Consider the following 20,838-nt stretch of genomic DNA (forward strand, 5'->3'; position numbering starts at 1 on the left):
ACATGCCGGGGAAGCCCCTGGCCTGAACTTCGGCCACAGATTACTACGAGATCTTGTCCGCAATAAATCAATTTATATCATGTTAATTCCTGTCATTATCTATTATGCGATTTTCCATTATGGGCCAATGTATGGGGCTGTTATTGCCTTCAAACAATTTAATGTCGCCTCGGGTATTTGGGACAGCCCTTGGGTAGGTTTTCAACACTTCAAAGATTTTTTTGAAAGCTTCTATTTCTGGAGAGTGCTACGAAACACAGTCCTTATCAGTCTATATCAGCTGATGTTCGCATTCCCAGCACCCATTATTCTTGCACTTTTGTTGAACGAAATTTCGAAAAATTGGTTCAAAAAGCTCGTTCAAACGATCTCATATATGCCACATTTTATTTCATTGGTCGTTGTTGGTGGCATGATTACTCAATTTTTGGCACGCGATGGCTTTATCACGGATATCATCGTCTGGTTCGGCGGCGAAAGAACAGCGCTACTTGCACATGCTGAGAACTTCCGGACTATCTTCATAAGCTCCGGAATTTGGCAACAAATTGGCTGGGGTTCCATCATCTATCTTGCTGCACTTTCCGGGATCAATCCCGAACAATACGAAGCAGCTACCGTTGATGGTGCAGGCAGACTAAGAAAGCTATGGAATATCACCTTGCCAGGCATTATGCCTGTTATCGTCATTCTGTTTATTATGCAAGTGGGACATATGATGGATGTCGGATTCGAAAAAGTCATCTTACTCTACAACCCGAACACCTATGAAACAGCTGATGTCATCAACTCATTTGTTTATCGCAAAGGTCTGGGCGGCAGCTTTGAATACAGTTTTACAACCGCTGTCGGACTATTCCAGTCTCTAATCAACTTTGCCCTTCTTATAAGCGCGAACTATATCAGCCGCAAACTCAATGAAACAAGTTTATGGTAGTGTTCAGAAAATAAAGGCAGGAGGAAACTTTGTGCATAAAAAGTCATTAGGCTCCTTGCTGTTCGATATGGTTAACGTCATCCTCATGTGCTTACTCATCATCATCACAGCATATCCTTTTATCTATGTTATTTTTGCTTCGTTTAGTGATTCCAATCAGTTGGTTAGTCATACAGGCTTGCTATTCCAACCTCTCGGTTTGCAATTGGATGCCTATAAAATGGTGTTTGCGAATCCGAATATCCTATCCGGATATGGAAATACGCTGCTCATTGTGATTGGCGGCACCATGATTAACTTGTTCTTCACATCCCTTGGCGCTTATGGTTTGTCACGCAAAGGGACGATGCTAATTCGGCCGTTAACAATCGCGATTGTATTCACGATGTTTTTTTCCGGTGGTATGATTCCGGTTTATCTGCTCGTTTATAACGGATTGAACCTCGGCAACACGTTGTGGGCGCTTGTCCTGCCAACAGCTATATCTACCTTTAACCTTATTGTGATGCGTACTTCCTTTGCTGCTATTCCCGATAGTTTAATTGAGTCCGGCAGAATTGATGGCGCTGGAGAGTTTACGATATTGTTCAGAATCGTTCTTCCCTTATCCATGCCGGTCATCGCAGTAATGATCTTGTATTATGGTGTAGCGCATTGGAATTCTTGGTTCTCAGCCATGATTTATTTACGTGATCGGGAACTTTACCCGCTTCAACTCATTTTACGGGAAATTCTCATTCAGAACAGCGTGGATTCGATGACTAGTACAGCCGGAGGAGCCGATGACAAATTCTCCATCGGTGAAAGTATTAAATATGCGACGATTGTTATCGCTACCGTACCAATTCTGCTCGTCTATCCATTTCTACAGAAATACTTTGCAAAAGGTGTTATGGTCGGAGCGATCAAAGAATAAACGAAAGAGGAGTGAAGAAAATGCCTATGCCTCAAGCCGATTTCTTCGGTGTCTGGGATAAGAAATCCAGTCAATGGACCTTGATGGGCAAACTAAATTACACCAATTTCCCAGAGATGAGTCTCGTTGAATCCTGCGTCAAGCAGGGAGATTATAAGAATGCCGAAATCGAACTGCTTCAATACTTCAGGCAGCGTCAGACAAGAGTTGCACCGTCTTATGAATCTAACTCAGCGTACACAAAGCTCGCCCCACTGCTCGCGGATCAGATCATCCCGGTCCTGAAAGAAATATATTTGGACACATTCCATGTTACCCAAACGCCAAACACCTTTTCACTGGATGTGCTCGCCCCTATCAGGGTAGCAGCGAGCTCCGATAAGGTGATCAGTTTCATGCTGATGGGACGTCATAAAGGAACGGATCCGGCTTACATATACAGCATGCAGCATGATGGATCCCCCCCTATTCTCACCTTAGAGTATAACGGTCATGAAGGGCAGCAGACTTTAGCTCTCATTCCAATTATGGATACGTACATTCGGGGTTACGACAGCGACGATCATAGCCAGGAACCGCTGCTTGAGGTACTCGAGTCCGGCTCCCCTTATGACAAACATACAAGTAAATCTTATCTGAAATTCGATTTATCTACGATCCCAGGAGACGTGACGTCAGCGATACTACAATTAACGGGCTATACCGATTCGGAGGAATCGGTTGGCATCATGGTATTCCAAACCGGTGATAACGCATGGGATGAACATACGTTTACTTTCGATACCCATAACGGAAAAACCTTCTCCTGGCAAGGGATACCCGAAGGCACAGATTGGATCGGACCTCCGGCCACAGTATCCGACAATCAATATCCATTACAAATTGGGAATTTCACGTGGCTGAATCCGCTTATCGCTGAATACGCTGCCACGAACAATGAAGCTTACGCAGGCAAATATATCGATTATATGGTCGACTTTATTCAAGATGCCGAGCACTATGTTACACCGGGGGCAATCAACATGGGATCCGGTACATTCCCCAAATGTTTCCATGCTTCGCACCGGGCAGCCAACTGGGTGAAAGCATACCATCAGTTAAAAGGGAGCCCCTCCATGAATGCTGAGGATCACACGATGATATTAAAAGCATTGTGGAAGAAAGCCGCGGCCTTATCAACCGAAGCTGGTTATGATCCCCGAAATAACCACGGCATCTACGAAACACAGGGGTTATACAGCGTCGCCGTTTATTTCCCTGAGTTTACTGAGTCCTATCACTGGATTGAATTGGCTAATAGCCGGATTGACACCTTGATCGTCAAATTGAATTTCAGTGACGGTTCTTATTCCGAATCAAGCTCCAGCTATTCAATCGGCGCCGCTGAAGCCTATATGGCCATTAAGTCGATAGGTCATATGAATAGCCAAAACTTCAGCGAGACCTTTGACATCTATCTGAGGAGAATGGGATACTATATCGCCAATCTCGCATTTCCGGACGGTTATCTCCCCCTCTTCGGTGATGGAAGCAGCCTGAACAGCCGATCGACAGTTAAAAAACTGGGTGAACTCTATGAGGATGATGTTCTACTGTATTTAGGGACGGGAGGAGAAGCAGGATCTCCGCCTACGCATACCTCTTCTATCTATCCGGTTAGCAAAACAGCCACGATGCGGAGCGGATGGGGAACTGATGCTCGATATTTATTCATGAACGTGAAGCAGGAGCGCTCCCATAGGCATTCGGATGACAATAGCATTATTTATTATGCATACGGCAGACAGCTGCTCGTTGATCCAGGCACCTATTCGTATAGCGACGAACCCATTTCAAACTGGCTGCGGTTTTCTACGGAAGCGCATAACACGGTTGAGATCAATCAGCAATCACAGGACCTAACTGAAGGTGCATTCCGGCATTGGACAGATAATAATAGGTTCAATTTTATAGAAGGCGTTATTTATAATGTGCCGGGATTCGCCTATTCCCGTAATGTTCTCTTCTTAAAGACTTCCTTTACTATCGTATCGGATTATATCTGCGCGCCTGAAGGCAAACATCTGTATCGTCAGCACTGGCATTTTCTCCCTACCGCAAATGTTAACCTGGATTCTGTCTCGAAGAAAGCGCAGACGAACTTTCTTGACCATTTAGGAGATATTCACGTTATCCCTGTCGACCCGCAACGATTGTCTGAAGCGACGATGAAACAAGGTTATTATTCCAATGCCTTCTATACAGTGACCAACTCTAAATATGTAGCCTATACGAAGGAGGATGTCCAAGGGGACGTCACCTTTGATACCATACTCTATCCCACGTTAGGGAGCACACCGCCGAGTATTAAAGTTGAGCGTCTTGAAGTTAGGCCGACTGTGCCCACTACAATTGCCAGTGCGATTCGAATAGACAATATCTCCGAGAATTTCCATACAGGATATTACTATTTATCTCACGAAGAAGACCCACAGGAGCAACGCTTTTTTGATATGTTCGCTTATGAAGGGAAATTAGCTTATATCGAGACCGACGGAAATGGCGAGATTCGAACGGCTTTGATCCAGACAGGTCGTGCGCTTATGTATAATTCGATTCCAATCATCTCTTCCAATCAAAGTATTCATGACATCGCCGTAGCGTGGAATAACTCGATCATGGAAATTTGCGGATCACATCTAACAATTGCCAAGCAGACAGAGATAGAATCTGCTATCGCAGTCTACGCTCAAGGCGTGACCTTCCTACGAATAAACGGGAAAACAACACCAAACTTCACCGCTTACGATGACTACATCTATGTAATTAATAGGAGAGTATGCGACTATGCTCACGAACAATGATAAGAAACCGCATGTAGTGATCATTATGGCAGATCAATTACGTGCTGACATAATCACTCCAGATTTTGCTCCAAATATTTATAGCCTGTCACAGGAAAGCTTCCGGTTCAATCGAGCCTACTGCGCTTCTCCTCTTTGTGTTCCAGCCCGTGGATCCTTCTTCACCGGACAGTATCCGAACGAGACTGGTTGTCTCATCAATCCTTGGGAGAAGCAAGATGCTGCTTACGGATTCGTAAGAGAAGGAATTCCTAATCTCTATCAACTTTTAGAAGACGACTGGGATAGTTGGCATACGGGAAAGCAGCATCTTTTGACACAAGAGAGATTTGATCTTTCCGAGGATTCACGCACAAATTGGTTGCCGCTCGAAGGAAGATATGACCGGCACCTTAAGGAACAAGGAAAGCGCAAGCCCGGTGGTGCTCCCTTTCAAGGGATAGTTCCGGAGATGGCTGGAGGTACCACCACTCGCGTGGCAGGATACTCTATCCCAACAACGGGTTGTTATGATGAAGGTTTCGACGCCTTCTTCGACGGTTTCATTCTGAACGATTCGCTTCGAGCTTTACGTGAGCGGGACCGGAACAAACCACTGTTTCTAAGTTCCATGTTCCTTGCCCCCCATCCTCCTCTCGAAATTCCAGAGCCGTGGTATTCCATGTACGCGCAGGCCGACATCTCACTTCCTGAGAACGTAGGTTTATGGGCAGCGAATCAATCACCTCTTCAGCTATATAACTTAACGGGAGCCATCGGAACTCGTTATTCTAGGGATGAATGGCACCAAGTTTGGAAGGTCTACGCTGGGCTTGTTCGATTGTTAGATGACTGCGTAGGACGAATTATCGAGGAATTGAAGATACAGGGGATATATGACAATACAATTCTCATCTTCACAAGCGATCATGGCGAAATGCTTGGCTCCCACCGCCTATGGCAAAAAATGTGTATGTACGAGGAGTCCGTGAGGACGCCTTTGTTCATCAAATTTCCGGTCAGCTTCCAACCCGCTATTAATGAAACGAATACCCTTGTTAGTGCAATCGATATCATGCCGACATTATGTGATGGGTTGGGGATTCCTGTTCCCGAAAGCGTGGCTGGATTATCTTTGATGCCCATCGTTCAGGGTAAATGCTTGGAGCGTCAGCGTATCTTTATTCAATTCGATGGCAACGGTGCGAGAGGAAACTTCCAGCGATGCGTCATCGAAGGAAACTATAAACTCATCGTGGATATTTTCAAGGACGAATTATACCTGGAGCTGTACAACACGGCGACCGATCCTCAAGAACTCATTAATCTCGCCTTTGAAAAAGGTTACCAGGAAATAATTCACACGCTTCTTGGACATTTAAAGAATTATATGTTGGATACCGGCGATTTACTGGCGATACCCGGCGATGCATATACCACATTCATCAACAAATATTCCCCTTTCCATATATCTTTATCTGAAGTGCAATTTTGAAATAACGAAAGGAGAGAACCCTATGATAACTTTACACGAGCAGGATCAAGTCTGGTTAGAAGAGGTCACCCGAAAACTCACGCAGAAGATGAGCTGGGTCAGCGAAAAATCCAAACATAAAATTCCATACACAACAATCAACGGGACGCATGACAACCGCATCGTCGACAACCCGAGAGACACAATGACGGATGGAATCAGCTGGTGGACGAACGGATTCTGGGGCGGTATGATGTGGCTTATGTTTCACGAGACCGGAACAAATACTTATAAAGAAATTGCCAACTTCTCCGAGGAAGCGCTAGACGAGTGCTTTCGACAATATTACGGTCTTCATCATGATGTCGGATTCATGTGGCTTCCGACCAGCGTCGCCAATTATAAGTGTACTGGTAATCCAGAGTCCCGCAAAAGAGCTATGCATGCTGCCAATCTGCTTACCGGACGTTTCAACTTAGCAGGCGGCTTCATTCGTGCATGGAATGATAACGAAGATACAGATACTCGAGGATGGGCAATCGTGGATTGCTTAATGAATCTTCCGCTCTTGTATTGGGCGACTGAAGAAAGTGGAGATCCTAGATTCATGCAGATTGCTATGAAGCATGCAGATACTGCTCTTGAGGCTTTCATCAGGCCCGATGGTTCTGTTCATCATATCGTGGAGTTCGATCCGTATCATGGTGGCATAGTCAAGACCTATGGAGGGCAGGGGTACGAAGATGGGTCTTCTTGGACTCGAGGACAGACATGGGCTTTGTATGGCTTTATGATAAGCTATTTGCATACGGGGAAAATAGAATATTTGCATACAGCCAAACGCATCGCGCATTATTTTATGGCCAACATCCCTGACAATGGCATCATTCCGATCGATTTCCGACAACCTAAGGAACCAGCCTATGAAGATTCCACGGCCGCAGCGATCGCAGCTTGTGGACTTATTGAAATCGCTAAAGTCGTCGGCCCCTACGAAAAGGAAGTTTATCTGAACGCCGCACTAAAGATGCTAAGAACGCTTGATGAATTCCGCTGCGACTGGACGAAAAGCTCCGATTGCATACTGATTAATGGATCTTCCGCTTATCATAATAATGATAAACATTCATCGATCATCTATGGCGACTATTATTTTATGGAGGCAATTTTCAAATTAAAAGGTAACGACTTGAATGTATGGTAACAAGAAAATTATCACTATTTCTCCCAGATGCGTCCTCCAAAATCAATTGATGTGTATCATAAATAGAAGAAAATCCCTTGATAATCAAGGGTTTTTCTTCATATAGAACCAGAGAATCAAATCGCTGACCTCTCTTCGGCCATAATACATGCCTATAGAGCAGCCCTCCCCGGTACAAAGATTATAACAACTTCAATAAGTTATACACCGCTTGTGCAGCTTCGACGCGGGTCGAAAGCTCTGCCGGAACAAACAAACCATTTTGACGTCCTTTTAATAGCCCTATATTCATGGCCGTTTGTACATGCTGCAAAGCCCAAGTGCTTATCTTAGCCTTATCCTTAATGTCGATTGAAACATCTTCCTGCTTCAGCATCTTTTTATACTCATAAGCGCGTACGGTCATCGACGCCATTTCTTCCCGGGTGATATTCCGTTCCGGCTCAAAACGATTCTTCATCCCGACAATAATCCCCGCCTGCTTAGCTGCTACAACTTCGCCGGCATACCAAACATCTTCATCTACATCGGTGAAGCTAGGTACACCGGATGACGACAATTCCAATGCACGCGCAAGTAACGCTGCAAATTCAGCTCTCGTCACTTTAAGGTTCGGGGAAAAGCTCGTTTTCGTTGTGCCTTTAACAATCTGCTTGGCTGCCATCTCCTGTACCGTTGAAAAAGCCCAGTGACTGCTGGCAAGGTCCGCATATGTTTTTTCCAAAGACAACAACGCATACTCACCAAACTCGTCCACTTCAACTTCCAGTTCAGTTTCTTTGGCATTCAGTTTACCGCCTGTATACTGGATCGTTCCATCTGTTTTCACTTGGTATATGCCTACTAAATTCGGATTCATACCCGATGGAATGACGAAGGAAATCTTCATTGGCTTATCCACTGTCTCCAGCTTATATGCCTTGTTATTCTTGTCTTTCGCTTCCAGGGACAGTGAGAGCATCATACCGCCAAGCTTGTATTGTCCATCATTCGCAGCATTCGCTTGCTGCAACACCTGTTTCGCTTTTTCCTGTACCGCTGCGCTGAGATCCATCTTCACGAGGAGCGTCATATCATCAGCGGATACCGGAACTTTACGCAGCAATGAATCCATCACATCAGCAGAAATTTCCCACTGAGCATTATCCGTCCGTACGATCAGCGACCGTTCACCAAACTGCTCAGCCTGCTTCCTTGTAATGATAATCAGTTCCTTACCCTCTTCCAGCCTAACCTGAATGGAGGAAGCTTCATCATTCAGAGCTTTGTCCGGAAGTGCGATAGCATTCTCCGGTAGCACTGGCTTCGGTTCAGGTGTGACCGGTGGTTGAACTGGTGGTTGTACCGGAGGATTAATCGACGGATCTACTGGCGGCAGTGTCGTGTCCTTCGCCCGTACCACATTTATCACATATGTGTTCGAAGCCGCTCTCCTTCCGAGCTCTCCCATATCGTTTGTATCGGCCTGAATTTCTACATTTGCAGCTGTAGCTGCTTCTGGATCTACTTCTGGATCTACTTCTGCGGTTGCTGCTGTAACGGTTACCTTCACTTCATTATTACCTACGGCCAGGTTTTCACCGCCACTTACCGTGACAGTTGCTTCTGGGTTTGCTGCCGTATACGTGACATCTACCACCGTTGTGCTATATGGTACTTGCACTGTATAGGCCAACTTATCTGGTGCAAACTCACTTACCGTTGTCCCGTTTATTTGCAAGTCGGTTAGTGTTGCAGCTATTTCCACGGGCTCTGCTGCACGCTGTACATTTACAGTGTACGTATTGGTTTTACCATCTTTCGTCGTTACAGTTACTAGTACAGAATTATCTCCGACGACCAGGTTTTCTCCGCCACTTACCTTGACAGTTGCTTCTGGATCTGCTGCCGTATACGTTACTTCCGTTCTTGTTGTGCTGTATGGTACTTGCACCGTGTAGGAGAACTTGTCAGGCGCAAATCCGTTCACCGTCGTACCGTTAATCTGCAAATCTGTCAGTGTCGCATTTTCAGAAGCTACAACTTCACCAGTAAAATCAATTTCACTCATGCTCGTAAAGGTTCCTTGAGCATTATAGGTGTTTGTTACAACAAACTTGACATAGCGTCCTTGTACCGGATTATCGAATGCTAAGTAATCCTTATACACCTTAGTTGTCCATGTTTTCCCAAAAGATCCTGTCACCTTATTAGCAGGATTGCTTAAATATTGAGGATCCTTCAAATCTTCTAGATTGTCCGAAGCATACACTTCGAATTCCCGCGGAAACTCCATCGCGCTCTGATTCAGTCGGCTTGTACGCTCTATTCCGCTTAGCTTGTACGTATTTTTCATATCAATAATTACCCAGTGCGGGAATGGATCAGCTGTACCTTCCCAATGTGTATGCCATATCGTCGATACATCGTTGTCCAATATATTGTGACCATAGCCGTTATCTACTTCAGCAACGGAGTTCACGTCTAAAACTTCAAACCCCGATTTTGGAATGAATGTATATATAATCGATTCTTTGATGGCTTTGAGCGCCCATGTCAGATCAACATAAAATGCATCGATTTGAGCGGGATCACTCTCAGCTGTCATTGCTCTAGCAGCCTCCAGCAACTGAGCAAAACTTCCAAGCATCTGCTCCGGGTAAGTAATGCCTACCACATCATCACTTGCTGCCAAAAAATCATCCGCCTGAGCGATTAATTCAGTCAACTGCTCGAACGTAAAGAACTGTACTGTTTTGTAAGAGTCCGATAATGCTTTCACTTCAGTTGCATTCAGCGCCCGTTTCCAAATTTTCAAATCATCAAGTGTAACATTTGAACCTCCATTACCTTTATTGCCGTCGGTTCCAATATGAATGTTATACTCGGTATCGAGCGTGTTTTCCGCTGGAACAGTAATTTCACCAGATGCTTTCTCAACCCCATCTACATACACTTTTGCAGATTTGTTGGTTCGGTCCACTGTAACAGTGTATAAATGCCACTCATTCCCAACACTTGTCGCCCTAATATCAGAACGATTAGTACCATCGCTCAGGTTCAGGGTCATATCGTTGCCGATCGCCGAACCGACATACCAGCCCATATTTTTGCCTGAACTCCAGTTTTTATTGGCAATAATCGTCTGGTCACCTACAAGATTGCCCGTATGCCAGAAGGACACGGTGTAGTCACCTGTACCGATGTTTACATCCTCGCGATTACCGAGATCTATCGAATCTGCATTACCTGCCGGAATTTGCACGGCTTGTTTCGATTTTCCCGGAACAAAGTTGACGGTACCGTTCGCTTTCGCCTGCCCTGAAACATCCTTCGCATCATCTGCCAAGTTCTCATCAAACTTCATATCGACCACAAGTTCTTTCCACATCGTTTCTGGATCAATCGGTGTCAATTCTCCCTCAGAACCGCCTGTTCTGAAAGATTGTTGAAGCGTCTCGGAACGGTTACCATAGCTGTCTACAGCCGTTACCTTAACGATATATGAAGTGGACGGCGCTAAACCATTTAGCGGGATCGTCATATCCTTCGGAACCGGTGAGAAAAAGTAATCTGCAAATACTTTCACATTTTTCACGACTTCTGCTGTCCGCTTATCCGCTACTTTCACTTCATAATGGTGGGTCATCTGGTCGTCTTTTGCTTGTTCGAAGTGGAGCGTCGGGATATCTTCCGATGTAAGCACCTCGATCTCACTATTGAATACTGGAGCTGACTTATTACGACCGGCATATTTAAAGTTACGTTTAATTTCTTCGTTCGTATCGCCCTTCAATTCAACAACCCATGATTCGCCCGCTGCCACACCTTTACTCAGATAAGGTGGAACAGGCTGACCATTGACGTCGATATCACCGGGGTCTGCGTTCATCGCTACCCGATCCACCTCAACCCGATCCTTATACACCTCTACAAATTGAGCCTGAGAACCTGGTATTAGAACACGATTCTCTAGACCGTTTGAAGTTACTTGCATATAACCATGATCGGATTCCAAGTACGACATCGAACCAAGGTTAATCGATGTAAAATCTTGCTGATGAATGGATCGATCATCATTAATATTCAAGTGTGAATGGCCAGAAAATACAATCGCTTGTGGATAATCCTTCAGATCCGTGTACAAGTTTGCATTCGAGGATTGTTGACCATCCATAACCGTCCCTGAAATTGGCCGATGAATATTAATAAATACCGGCTTGTTCTTATTCTCTTCATTTTTCATAATCTCAGCAAGCCGACGCTTTAACCAATTACGTTGTTTCGTATTGTTTTGATAGTTCTCGCTGTTTAAATAAAAGAAATAATAGCCGCCCAATTCCTTTTCATAGTAGCCGTCGGGATTATCCGTAAACCAATCTTCAGGATAAAACTCTTTAATATAGCGAATTTCATTGTCGTGATTACCCGTTGTTAATTGAATCTTGGTGTCAGTCCAACTCTTCCTCTCTAAATTTTTCTCAAAAACTTCTCGAACCATTAAGTGATCACGCTGCCGACCATCCCAGTTATCGTTAATCATATCACCAATACTAAGAATAGCATCGGGCTTCGGAAAGAGGGATTCAATCGTATCAAAATAGCTTTCATAACGAGCCGATGCGTGCTCCAAATTATAAATATGTACGTCCGACATAACCACAAATTGTAGCAGAGGTTTCTCTTCCGTTTTTATGAAATAAGTATACGTCGCTCCCCTACTCGCAACGCCATTTTTGAAGGCAATTGTACTAAGGTTGGTCGTCTCCACAATATGAATCGGCGAGCCATCATATTTCATGCTGGATTCATCAGGCAGTGTACCGTCTAACGTATAATAGATTGTTGCACCAGGCGTAGTAGTCGTTAAAGACACCTGCTGAGCAGAAGTATATCGTCCAGTCTCAAGCGAAGGTCGTGGATGCTCGATGAATTCAATCTGGACTTCTTCCGCTGCATTTACAGCGTAAGAAAAACCCGGTAATGTTGAAATAAGCATTGAACTAGCTAATAATACTGACGCCATTCTAGTTGCTTTCTTTTTTAACAATCAAAATACCTCCCTAATTTTCATCACAAACTTATACTTCGTTCGAATTGACTCCCTTTTACAGCCCCACCACCTTCCAAATTACCTTCTTCGTTGTTTAAGCTAAGTTGCGACAATCCAATGAAGGCCTTTATCGTCAAGTAGAAGCTGCCACTCTGGTGGTGGCGCAATATTGCTTACAACGATATCAACCTCTCCCATATCAGCAATACGACAATAGTGATTCGTGCCAATTTTCGTATGATCAGCTAGTACGATCGTCTGCTTAGCCTGCTTCATGAACATGCGAGAGAGCATGCCTCGCTCATCGTCATAGCTGGTGACACTACCATCAAGATTCAGACCATCAGCGACCAAAAACGCTTTATCCACATGAAAATTGGCCATAAAATGCTTAGCCAGTGAGCCAGATGTTCGGTAATGCTTCGCATTGACGCGTCCGCCGATAAACACGATTTCTCCATCAAAGATTCCCTGGTTTTTGTAGGCAATCAGCATATTAAGTGTATACACGGAAGAAACCAGTACAGTAAGCCCTTTTTTCAATACAAGTATATCGACCATTTGCAGCGTAGTTGTACCATCATCCAATATGACGATGTCCTTATCCTGTACAAGCGCAGCTGCAGCTTGTCCTATTAACCGCTTTTCCGCAGCTTGCTTCACTTCCCGATTAAAGAAGGAGGGCTCCTCCCGATCAACATTGATTTTGATCGCTCCGCCATAAACTCGCTTCAGCTTATTCGTTGATTCCAACTCTTCCAGGTAACGTCGTATGGTCTCCGAAGACACCTCAAACTTGGTGACAAGCTCTAAGGTACGAACTTTCCCCTGTAACTGTAATAAGTTCAAAATAATCTGCTTCCGTTCTTCTCCAACAAGCGACATATCAGCCCTCCGACTATACCTATATGATTGAACATCCTCATTCTAGAGGACAAACGTAAAACACATGTGAAATCCAAGTAAAAGTTGTGTGTTTAATTGTAATTTATTGCGACAACAAAAAAGCCGCCAATTCGGCGACTTCTCTATTCATATTGCTTTTACATTCCATTAACCTTTCTACTGGCATGAAACACGGAACGCAAATGCTCCATTCAGAACATGATCTGCAGGCAACTTGATCACTAACCCATTATGGTTGCGCGACCACTCCATATCTCCATCGTAACCAATCAGCTCAACCGACTCAATCTTGGCTGGAAGGAGGCGCAAATTATCAGATAGAGAGTGAATAACCACGTAATCACTCGTAGGTTTCGCCAATATGATCGCGTACAAGCGGCCATTTTTTGTTGTGAAACGAATGTCTTGTGCCGTAAATGGACTTCTCTTCGTATCATTGAACGAACCACCTACAATTTCTGTAGGTCCTTCCCCAAATACTTTCCATGGACGTGTGCTATATATGGATTCTCCATACACCGAAAGCCATTGCCCGATTTGACTTAAAATTTCCTGTTCTTGATCTGGAATTGTACCGTCAGCACGGGGACCAATATTAAGTAGCAACGCACCATTCTTACTCACAATATCGATCAGATCGCCGATAATAGAATCTGCTGTCTTGTATTTATGATTGATAATATAACTCCACGAATTTTCTGATATCGAAGTATCCGTCTGCCAGAATGGGTACTGTATATCTGCAAGTTGTCCTCGTTCAACATCAAACACCGCGGTGCCTTCAGGAAACGCATCCTCTTTATAATTAATAGCAACTCCCCGTTTCCAATCCAACCCTTTGTTGTAATAGTATGCAGCGAGCCGTTTCAAATAAGGCTTAAATGCAGGTTGACTAATCCACCAGTCGAACCACAGCAACTGCGGTTCATAGCGTTCGATTAAATCGCAGTTGCGTGCAAGCCAATCCTCCAGGAATCGTTCACTTGGTTGTTGCTCAGGCGTCCAGCCATTCGGGTCACAATGCTCTGCAGGACCATACAGTCCAGCATAACGTGGGTCTAGCACGTCAGATTTAAATGTTCTTCCTCCATTATAAAACCACCAATTTTCCGCTCGATGGTTGGATACACCAAATACAAGATGCTGGCGCTGGGCTGCATCAGACAATTCACGAATGACATCACGCTTAGGTCCCTTTTGCATGGAATTCCAATCTGTGAATGGGCAGTCATACATCGGAAAGCCATCATGATGTTCTGCTACGGGAACGACGAACTTGGCACCAGCTTTCTTAATAACGGATATCCATTGATCAGCATCAAAGTTCTCTGCCGTAAACTGAGTTATAAAATCTTTATAGCCAAACTTATCTTGCGGACCATATTGTTCACGGTGATGTTCATAAGCAGTATTGCCTTCAATATACATATTCCTTGCATACCATTCACTGTTAAACGCAGGTACGGAATATACTCCCCAATGAATGAAAATGCCGAACTTAGCATCCTCATACCATGACGGAATGTGGTAGTTACTTAGAGAACCCCATTCAGCATCGTATCTTCCCTCATTGATCACCGTATCGACATTACTCAATTGTGCAGCGAGTCGTTCACGATATTGCACCAATCTCATCCTCTCCTGAGCTATTTATTCCAGACATTTTCATGCATTACGGTATACCACAAATATACCATCTCATTTTTAGAATAAAATAGCCTGAAATGACGGATTTATACTGTTTTTTGATGTTTGCTCAACGAGAAAATAGGTGATACAACTAGAGTGGTTCATTACTCAAGTTCTTAGTTATACCCGCAAAAGGTAGCAACCTAGTTCATTACACGACTTAAGCTGTCACGCATAAAATGTAGCCGCTCTTTATGCCAGTCCAACAAGCTATGAAGACAATCATCAATCTCTTCGGAATGCACTAGCTTCCTAAAGATATCAATGCCTTCTTGCTCATACCTCTGAATCATGACTTTAGTCTTTTCAAGACTGTTGCGGTAATGCATTGCCTCCCGATCAGACAATACATAATAGCGATGCTTATACAGGTATTTCTCCAACTGCATCATCAAATTATCCATTTTTCTTTGAAGGGAAAATTGCTCCGCCATATAACCATAATAAAGCAGATTATGACGGTTACACTCAGCAGCTTCAGCAAACTGCTGAAACAAATTACTTAGTGATATACTTCTCGGAAGTCGTTGTTGATGACGAATGAGCCAAATGGCATCCGTCACAGCTAAATTCTCAGGAGCCTTGAATGTCTTATTCAAACGATAGAATCTTCTGCAGAATTTTTCATCAAATGCTTCAATCGTTGTTCTATCATGACTCCAGCAATACTCCCCCGCCGCCACAAACTCGTATCTCATCCCTTCTATTAGACCATTCAAAGGATCCATTCCATTGTTTCGTGTCCAGCCTGTAGCAACAACACCAAGAGCTTGATGTTTCACAACAGCCTTTGACCATTCTCTGATATTAGGCAATGCTCGGCTCGGGTCTGCTAGTATCGTGTCTCGCATCATTTGAGCGGCTGATGCACCAATCACTTTAAATCCTTGATCCTGAATATACTGTAGAAATATCGTACTATTGATTTGAGTTGGGAACTTTTCGCCACCGCCATATTGCTCTATAAAATCCCACTCTTCTTGGGATGCGTGCTCGAGAAGCTTCGAGACATCATTAACAACCCCGGGATCTTTTCCATTCGATTTATGCAGCCATTGACTGCTTATCAGGGTTCCATCGAATCCATCTACAGTCGGCATCGTTTCATAAGTGAAACGATAGTTCCAATACATCAATACCGTCTCTTTCGGCAACTTGCACATCAATTCTGGAGCATGGCGTGTAAACATATCATCCCATATAATAGGTGTTTTTCCCGCTTCAATTACGTAGTGACATATCTTGGCGATGTATTCAGCATATAAAGCGTACTTGCCAACTTCCTGCTCAATCTTCGCACAGGATGGACATTCCCCCAATTGATGAGCTTCATCCCCACCTATATGAAAATAGTTACTATTCGGATGTAAACGAATCAGTTCCTGAAACAGATCGCTAAACAATTCAAATGATCCAGGATGGCACGGACACATCTGCTGATTCCAATCATGACTCTCTCTGAGATGGGCATATTCGTCATGCCTAATCATATACTCTGCATGTCCTAAGGCTTGCACCAACGGTATGATCTGAATATGATGTTGGTCAGCTAACTTGACCAGTTGCTGAACATCGGCTTGACTCAGTGCAGACTTTGTTGCCAACTTCGGATGACCCGAATATTGCAGTTTGTCCTCATATTCCATTAGAATCGTATTGATCTTGTAGTGTCCCAATTCTTTAATCAGATCTGCTAAATACTCTCCTGTCGGAACTCCACCTTTTAGATCAAAATGCACACCCCGTATTTTCATATCAGGCCAATCCACAATTTCACACGAAGGAATATTCTCATGGTCTTCTATAATCTGAATCAATGTCTGAAGTCCGTAATATAATCCAGAAGCTTCTATCGCTTGGATCACAATACAATCCGAAGTAATATGAATTCGGTATGCTTCCTCCCTGTCAATTTTCAGTGGTGGCATGAAATATTGATTCGTTTCATCTTCTCTGCACAGAATTATCTCGTACTGATCACCTTGTCTTTGTTGGACATCAACGTTATATTGATTTTGAAGTAGATCAGCTAATTTATGAGACTGCTGATAGACAGCTTCAGGCGTAATTAACTTCAAAGCACCACATATTTTAAAGGAACCTTGATGAAATTGAACCTGTTTGGGCTCCGGTATGATCTTAAACATACGAACCACCTCTCTATTGAAAGAAAGGCTAGCCATATATGTACGGCTAGCCTTTAACTCATCCATTAATTTTTATCTGCGTATTCCGGCCAAATGAATTTCACACCTAGACGTTCCTTGGCCTGTGTAAATTTTTGATTTTTATAATTGTATAAGTCTTCATAACCTAACTTCTCTTGATCTTGGATCATCTTCGCATACAACTGATCTACTTCTGCCTCTGATTTAGCCAAAATCATCTCAGCAACCATCTTACTCGTAAAATCGTTGATTTTTACTTGAATCGCAGATTCCGGAGTTCCACCTTGAATCCGTGTTGCCTCATGAGCTAAAGCATTATAGCTATATTGATCAAAGTAAGCAGACCCCTCTACTTTCGCTTTTTCATGTGGTGTTATCGGATCAGGCATCGTTCTAGCTATCGGCAGCCAAGTTGTAAACCACCCAAACGTATCCATCCCATATTTTATTTGTGCTTTAGCAAAGTCTGTATCGACTTCTTTTCTTACTTCTGGAAGATATTTAACCTTTCCATTATCATCGTAGTCCCACGTTATTCCTTTCGGGCCATACTTCACATTTAAAGACATTTCATCAGCAGACATATATTCAAAGAATTTGATGATTTTTTCTTTATGCTTAGAATTCTTGTTAATAGAAGTGAGTGTCCAGCCGGACAATGAATTCGGAAGAAGGTGTACATCTCCAGACATGGAATCTCCCTTAATTGGACCAATTGGAGTGAAGCTTGCGTTTGGATCTGCATCAGAAAGCGCTCTTGTCATTTCCAAGATTCTGCCGTTGGTATAAGCAAAGACTGCCCCTGCAGCAACCTTCTCACCGATCTCATTCTCATTTAAAGTCACATTATCTTCAGGCAATAACCCTTCCCGATACAATTCATTTAGGAATTTAATGGCCTCAAGATCTGCTTCAGAGCGTTTAATTAAGTTGCCTTCCTCATCCTCAACTTTTCCAGCTCCAAAGAATTGTGCAATATTTGAAGTGTCAAAGTAAGCCGGAATGACTTTGAATCCATTATATTCAATGTTTGCCTCTTTTACTTTTTTCAGTGCAGCAATCGTTCCCTCTTTTGTATCAAAATCTTCTTTCTTAATGCCTAGTTGGTCCATGAGGTCTGTTCTAGCATACATAGCCGTATGAGTAGAGAAAGCATCTCCTTCTTGCATTTTCTCTGCTGGATAAAAGAAATTCGCATATCCATAGAAATGACCGTCATCGTTTCTATACCAGTCCTGCATGGACTGTGGAACTTCATAGGTTGGTGCAAATTCTTTTATTAATTCGTCAAGTGGCGCAAGCATACCCGAATTTTCAAGCATCTTTCGTTGTGGTGCAGAGTGTCCGGCTGTAATCATATCGGGAATTTGGTTGGCAGCAATCATAGCGCTCAGTTTTTCTTCATTTCCTGTCGTAATCTTAAACGTAAGTCCTGTGTTGTCCGTGATCATTTTATCAAGCGCATTATTTACAGCATCCCACTTCTTACTGTAAGACTCCACCGCAATAAACCACTCTACCTCGGTTGGCTTATTACTAGTATTAGTACTCGTATTATCAGAATTCGCTTCATTCTGTGCCGGCGCAGAACCGGATTGACAGCCTGCAAGCATTAGAGAGAACACTAACAAGCATGCCATTGACCATTTAAATCCTTTCATCTCAAATCCCCCTTGTTTTTTGAATTAGCCCTTAATTGAGCCTATTAATACACCCTTAACAAAATATTTTTGTAAGAATGGATAAACAATAATAATAGGTAGTGAAGTGGCAATCATCATCGCCAGTTTTAATGTTTCAGGGCTAATCTGCTTGGCTACTTCTGGCATGTAAGATGCTGCTGCCCCACCCACTGATCGAGCAAAATCGGAGTTGGTTACAATTTTCATGAGAAACAATTGAATGGTCTGCAAATCTGGTGAATTCGTAAACATCATGGAATCAAAGTATGTGTTCCAGTGTCCAACACCGTTAAATAATGCGATTGCCGCGAGAACCGGTTTGGATAACGGGAGAATGAGCTGGAAAAATATCCTGTACTCCCCGGCCCCATCGATTTTGGTGGATTCGATTAAGGTTTCGGGAATCCCTCTAAAGAAACTCATCATAATGATCATGTTCCACACGCTAAATAAGCTAGGAATGATATAGACCCAAAATGTATCTAATAAATGAAGGTCTCGATATAACAAATACGTCGGAATTAAGCCGCCAGAGAAAAACATCGTAATCAGCATGATCACCATATAAATCCCTTTAAATTCAAGATATTTCCTTGACATAGCATAGGCTGCAATCGCCGTGAACAACACCGATCCAAGAGTACCTAGAAGGGTACGAGATACCGTGACGAAATAAGCTTGATAAATAGACGTATCTACAAAAACCGCCTTATAGTTAGACCAAGTAAATTCCCTGGGCCATAAGTACACACCACCACGTGAGTAATCCAGCCCTTCATTAAAAGATCCGATGATCGAGAACCAAAAGGGTGCAAGGGTTACAACCATGACAATGACCATAATGATGGTTATAAACACATCAAAGACTCGATCTGTTTTTGACTTAATGTTGATCATTTAGATACTCACCTCCTTTTGCTAAAATAAGCTGTTATCGGTCATCTTTTTGGACAAATAGTTCGCCAGAATTAACAATATAACGGCAATAACCGATTTAGCTAAGCCCACGGCTGTTGAGTATGAATATCTCATTTGCTGTAGCCCCGTTTTATACACATAAGTATCAAGCGTCTCACTTGTACTTAAGTTCAGTGGATTCTGCATCACTAGAATTTGCTCAATTCCTGTATTCAACATCGCACTGACTGCAAAAATAAACATAATGACGACCGTTCCCATAATGGTTGGAATGGTGATGTATCTGATTTTCTGAAACCTACCTGCACCATCAATGGTTGCTGCTTCATAAAGTCCTGGATCTACCCCGGAAATAGCGGCGATGTAGATAATAGCGCCCCAACCTAGACCCTTTAGCATTTCAGCACCCACAAGAATAAACCAGAAGTAATTCTCTTGCCCGATAAAATTGACGGCATCATCCAAGATTCCTAGTGAAGTCAACAGATAGTTAATAATTCCGTTCGAAGGAGACAACATCGTTAGGATCAAACCACCAAAAATAACCCATGACACAAAATGAGGCAGATAGGAGATCGACTGAACAATACTCTTAAACTTCTTATTCGTAACTTCATTTAATAACAAAGCAAATATAATCGGTGCTGGAAAACCTATGAGCAGACCCAGCCCATTGATTACAAGGGTATTTCTAATTACATTTCCTAATAACGGGTCATTGAGAAACTCCTTAAAGTGAGTGAATCCAGCCCATGATGATCCCATAATACCTTGAAATAAATCATAATCTTTAAACGCAATAACAACACCGTACATCGGTATATAAGAGAATATGATTAAGAACAGGATTGACGGGAGAACCATCGATTGAATTTCAAATTGAGACTTGAGCTTATGCCATTTGTAACTACTCTTTCTTTTCATTTGTGTTGATGAATTCGCCGAGTGTTTTACTTGCAGGGGTCTCACCTCCATCATTAAATTACAGTTGCCATGATTCCTACACAGTGTTAACGCTTTCATGTTTGCCATTCTGTATCACAGCATTAGGTTCAATCTTGACTAAGACTACACAAAGTATAAAAAAAAT

Annotated in this window: 12 protein-coding genes; 5 read left to right on the forward strand and 7 right to left on the reverse strand. The window is 43.1% G+C overall.

The features are described 5' to 3' along the window. Positions 1-79: 79 nt before the first annotated feature. Genes ACK8P5_RS18820 through ACK8P5_RS18840 form a run of 5 tightly spaced genes read left to right on the forward strand, consistent with a single transcriptional unit; the run spans position 80 to position 7,353 of the window. Complete coding sequence (locus ACK8P5_RS18820) at positions 80-937, forward strand: ABC transporter permease (protein WP_422661518.1); 858 nt, start codon at positions 80-82, stop codon at positions 935-937. Then, positions 918-1,853 carry a carbohydrate ABC transporter permease gene (locus tag ACK8P5_RS18825; protein WP_422657786.1) on the forward strand — a complete coding sequence of 312 codons (936 nt, stop codon included), beginning with the start codon at positions 918-920 and terminating at the stop codon, positions 1,851-1,853. Before ACK8P5_RS18820 ends, ACK8P5_RS18825 begins: the two co-directional genes overlap by 20 nt. A 20-nt stretch (positions 1,854-1,873) precedes the next feature. After that, a complete protein-coding gene (locus ACK8P5_RS18830; RefSeq protein WP_422657787.1) occupies positions 1,874-4,696 on the forward strand; it encodes a heparinase II/III family protein in 2,823 nt (940 codons plus the stop codon). Beyond that, entirely contained in the window at positions 4,680-6,170 is a 1,491-nt protein-coding gene (locus tag ACK8P5_RS18835; RefSeq protein WP_422657788.1) for a sulfatase-like hydrolase/transferase, read from the forward strand. Before ACK8P5_RS18830 ends, ACK8P5_RS18835 begins: the two co-directional genes overlap by 17 nt. 22 nt (positions 6,171-6,192) lie before the next feature. Then, positions 6,193-7,353 carry a glycoside hydrolase family 88 protein gene (locus ACK8P5_RS18840; RefSeq protein ID WP_422657789.1) on the forward strand — a complete coding sequence of 387 codons (1,161 nt, stop codon included), beginning with the start codon at positions 6,193-6,195 and terminating at the stop codon, positions 7,351-7,353. A gap of 181 nt (positions 7,354-7,534) precedes the next feature. Here the strand turns inward: ACK8P5_RS18840 and ACK8P5_RS18845 are convergent, their stop codons facing one another. The 7 genes from ACK8P5_RS18845 to ACK8P5_RS18875 form a co-directional block, all read right to left on the reverse strand. Next, complete coding sequence (locus tag ACK8P5_RS18845; RefSeq protein WP_422657790.1) at positions 7,535-12,382, reverse strand: S-layer homology domain-containing protein; 4,848 nt, start codon at positions 12,380-12,382, stop codon at positions 7,535-7,537. A gap of 102 nt (positions 12,383-12,484) precedes the next feature. After that, positions 12,485-13,270, reverse strand: coding sequence for a DeoR/GlpR family DNA-binding transcription regulator (locus ACK8P5_RS18850; RefSeq protein WP_422657791.1), 786 nt, complete (start codon positions 13,268-13,270; stop codon positions 12,485-12,487). 177 nt (positions 13,271-13,447) lie between these two features. Further along, a complete protein-coding gene (locus ACK8P5_RS18855; RefSeq protein WP_422661519.1) occupies positions 13,448-14,917 on the reverse strand; it encodes an alpha-L-fucosidase in 1,470 nt (489 codons plus the stop codon). Between the two features lie 206 nt (positions 14,918-15,123). Then, positions 15,124-17,193 (reverse strand): family 20 glycosylhydrolase, encoded by a 2,070-nt coding sequence (locus ACK8P5_RS18860; RefSeq protein WP_422657792.1) that lies wholly within the window; start codon positions 17,191-17,193, stop codon positions 15,124-15,126. Beyond that, complete coding sequence (locus tag ACK8P5_RS18865) at positions 17,193-18,809, reverse strand: extracellular solute-binding protein (RefSeq protein WP_422657793.1); 1,617 nt, start codon at positions 18,807-18,809, stop codon at positions 17,193-17,195. The genes ACK8P5_RS18860 and ACK8P5_RS18865 overlap by 1 nt, the downstream gene beginning before the upstream one ends. A 24-nt stretch (positions 18,810-18,833) precedes the next feature. Then, on the reverse strand, positions 18,834-19,727 hold the full coding sequence (locus tag ACK8P5_RS18870; protein WP_422657794.1) for a carbohydrate ABC transporter permease: 894 nt from the start codon (positions 19,725-19,727) through the stop codon (positions 18,834-18,836). A 21-nt stretch (positions 19,728-19,748) separates the two neighbouring features. Then, the gene (locus ACK8P5_RS18875; protein WP_422657795.1) at positions 19,749-20,672 is read right to left on the reverse strand and encodes an ABC transporter permease; all 924 of its coding nucleotides are present in this window, start codon (positions 20,670-20,672) and stop codon (positions 19,749-19,751) included. Positions 20,673-20,838: the final 166 nt, after the last annotated feature.

This window comes from Paenibacillus sp. EC2-1, from assembly GCF_049311625.1.
In the GTDB taxonomy this organism is placed as follows: domain Bacteria; phylum Bacillota; class Bacilli; order Paenibacillales; family Paenibacillaceae; genus Paenibacillus_AQ.

What these genes read in the sequence shown, in the direction of transcription:
- ACK8P5_RS18875 (WP_422657795.1), bottom strand. Translation starts at nt 20,672, where the DNA reads ATGAAAAGAAAGAGTAGTTACAAATGGCATAAGCTCAAGTCTCAATTT.
- ACK8P5_RS18830 (WP_422657787.1), top strand. Translation starts at nt 1,874, where the DNA reads ATGCCTATGCCTCAAGCCGATTTCTTCGGTGTCTGGGATAAGAAATCC.
- ACK8P5_RS18820 (WP_422661518.1), top strand. Translation starts at nt 80, where the DNA reads ATGTTAATTCCTGTCATTATCTATTATGCGATTTTCCATTATGGGCCA.
- ACK8P5_RS18840 (WP_422657789.1), top strand. Translation starts at nt 6,193, where the DNA reads ATGATAACTTTACACGAGCAGGATCAAGTCTGGTTAGAAGAGGTCACC.
- ACK8P5_RS18825 (WP_422657786.1), top strand. Translation starts at nt 918, where the DNA reads ATGAAACAAGTTTATGGTAGTGTTCAGAAAATAAAGGCAGGAGGAAAC.
- ACK8P5_RS18865 (WP_422657793.1), bottom strand. Translation starts at nt 18,809, where the DNA reads ATGAAAGGATTTAAATGGTCAATGGCATGCTTGTTAGTGTTCTCTCTA.
- ACK8P5_RS18850 (WP_422657791.1), bottom strand. Translation starts at nt 13,270, where the DNA reads ATGTCGCTTGTTGGAGAAGAACGGAAGCAGATTATTTTGAACTTATTA.
- ACK8P5_RS18835 (WP_422657788.1), top strand. Translation starts at nt 4,680, where the DNA reads ATGCTCACGAACAATGATAAGAAACCGCATGTAGTGATCATTATGGCA.
- ACK8P5_RS18870 (WP_422657794.1), bottom strand. Translation starts at nt 19,727, where the DNA reads ATGATCAACATTAAGTCAAAAACAGATCGAGTCTTTGATGTGTTTATA.
- ACK8P5_RS18860 (WP_422657792.1), bottom strand. Translation starts at nt 17,193, where the DNA reads ATGGATGAGTTAAAGGCTAGCCGTACATATATGGCTAGCCTTTCTTTC.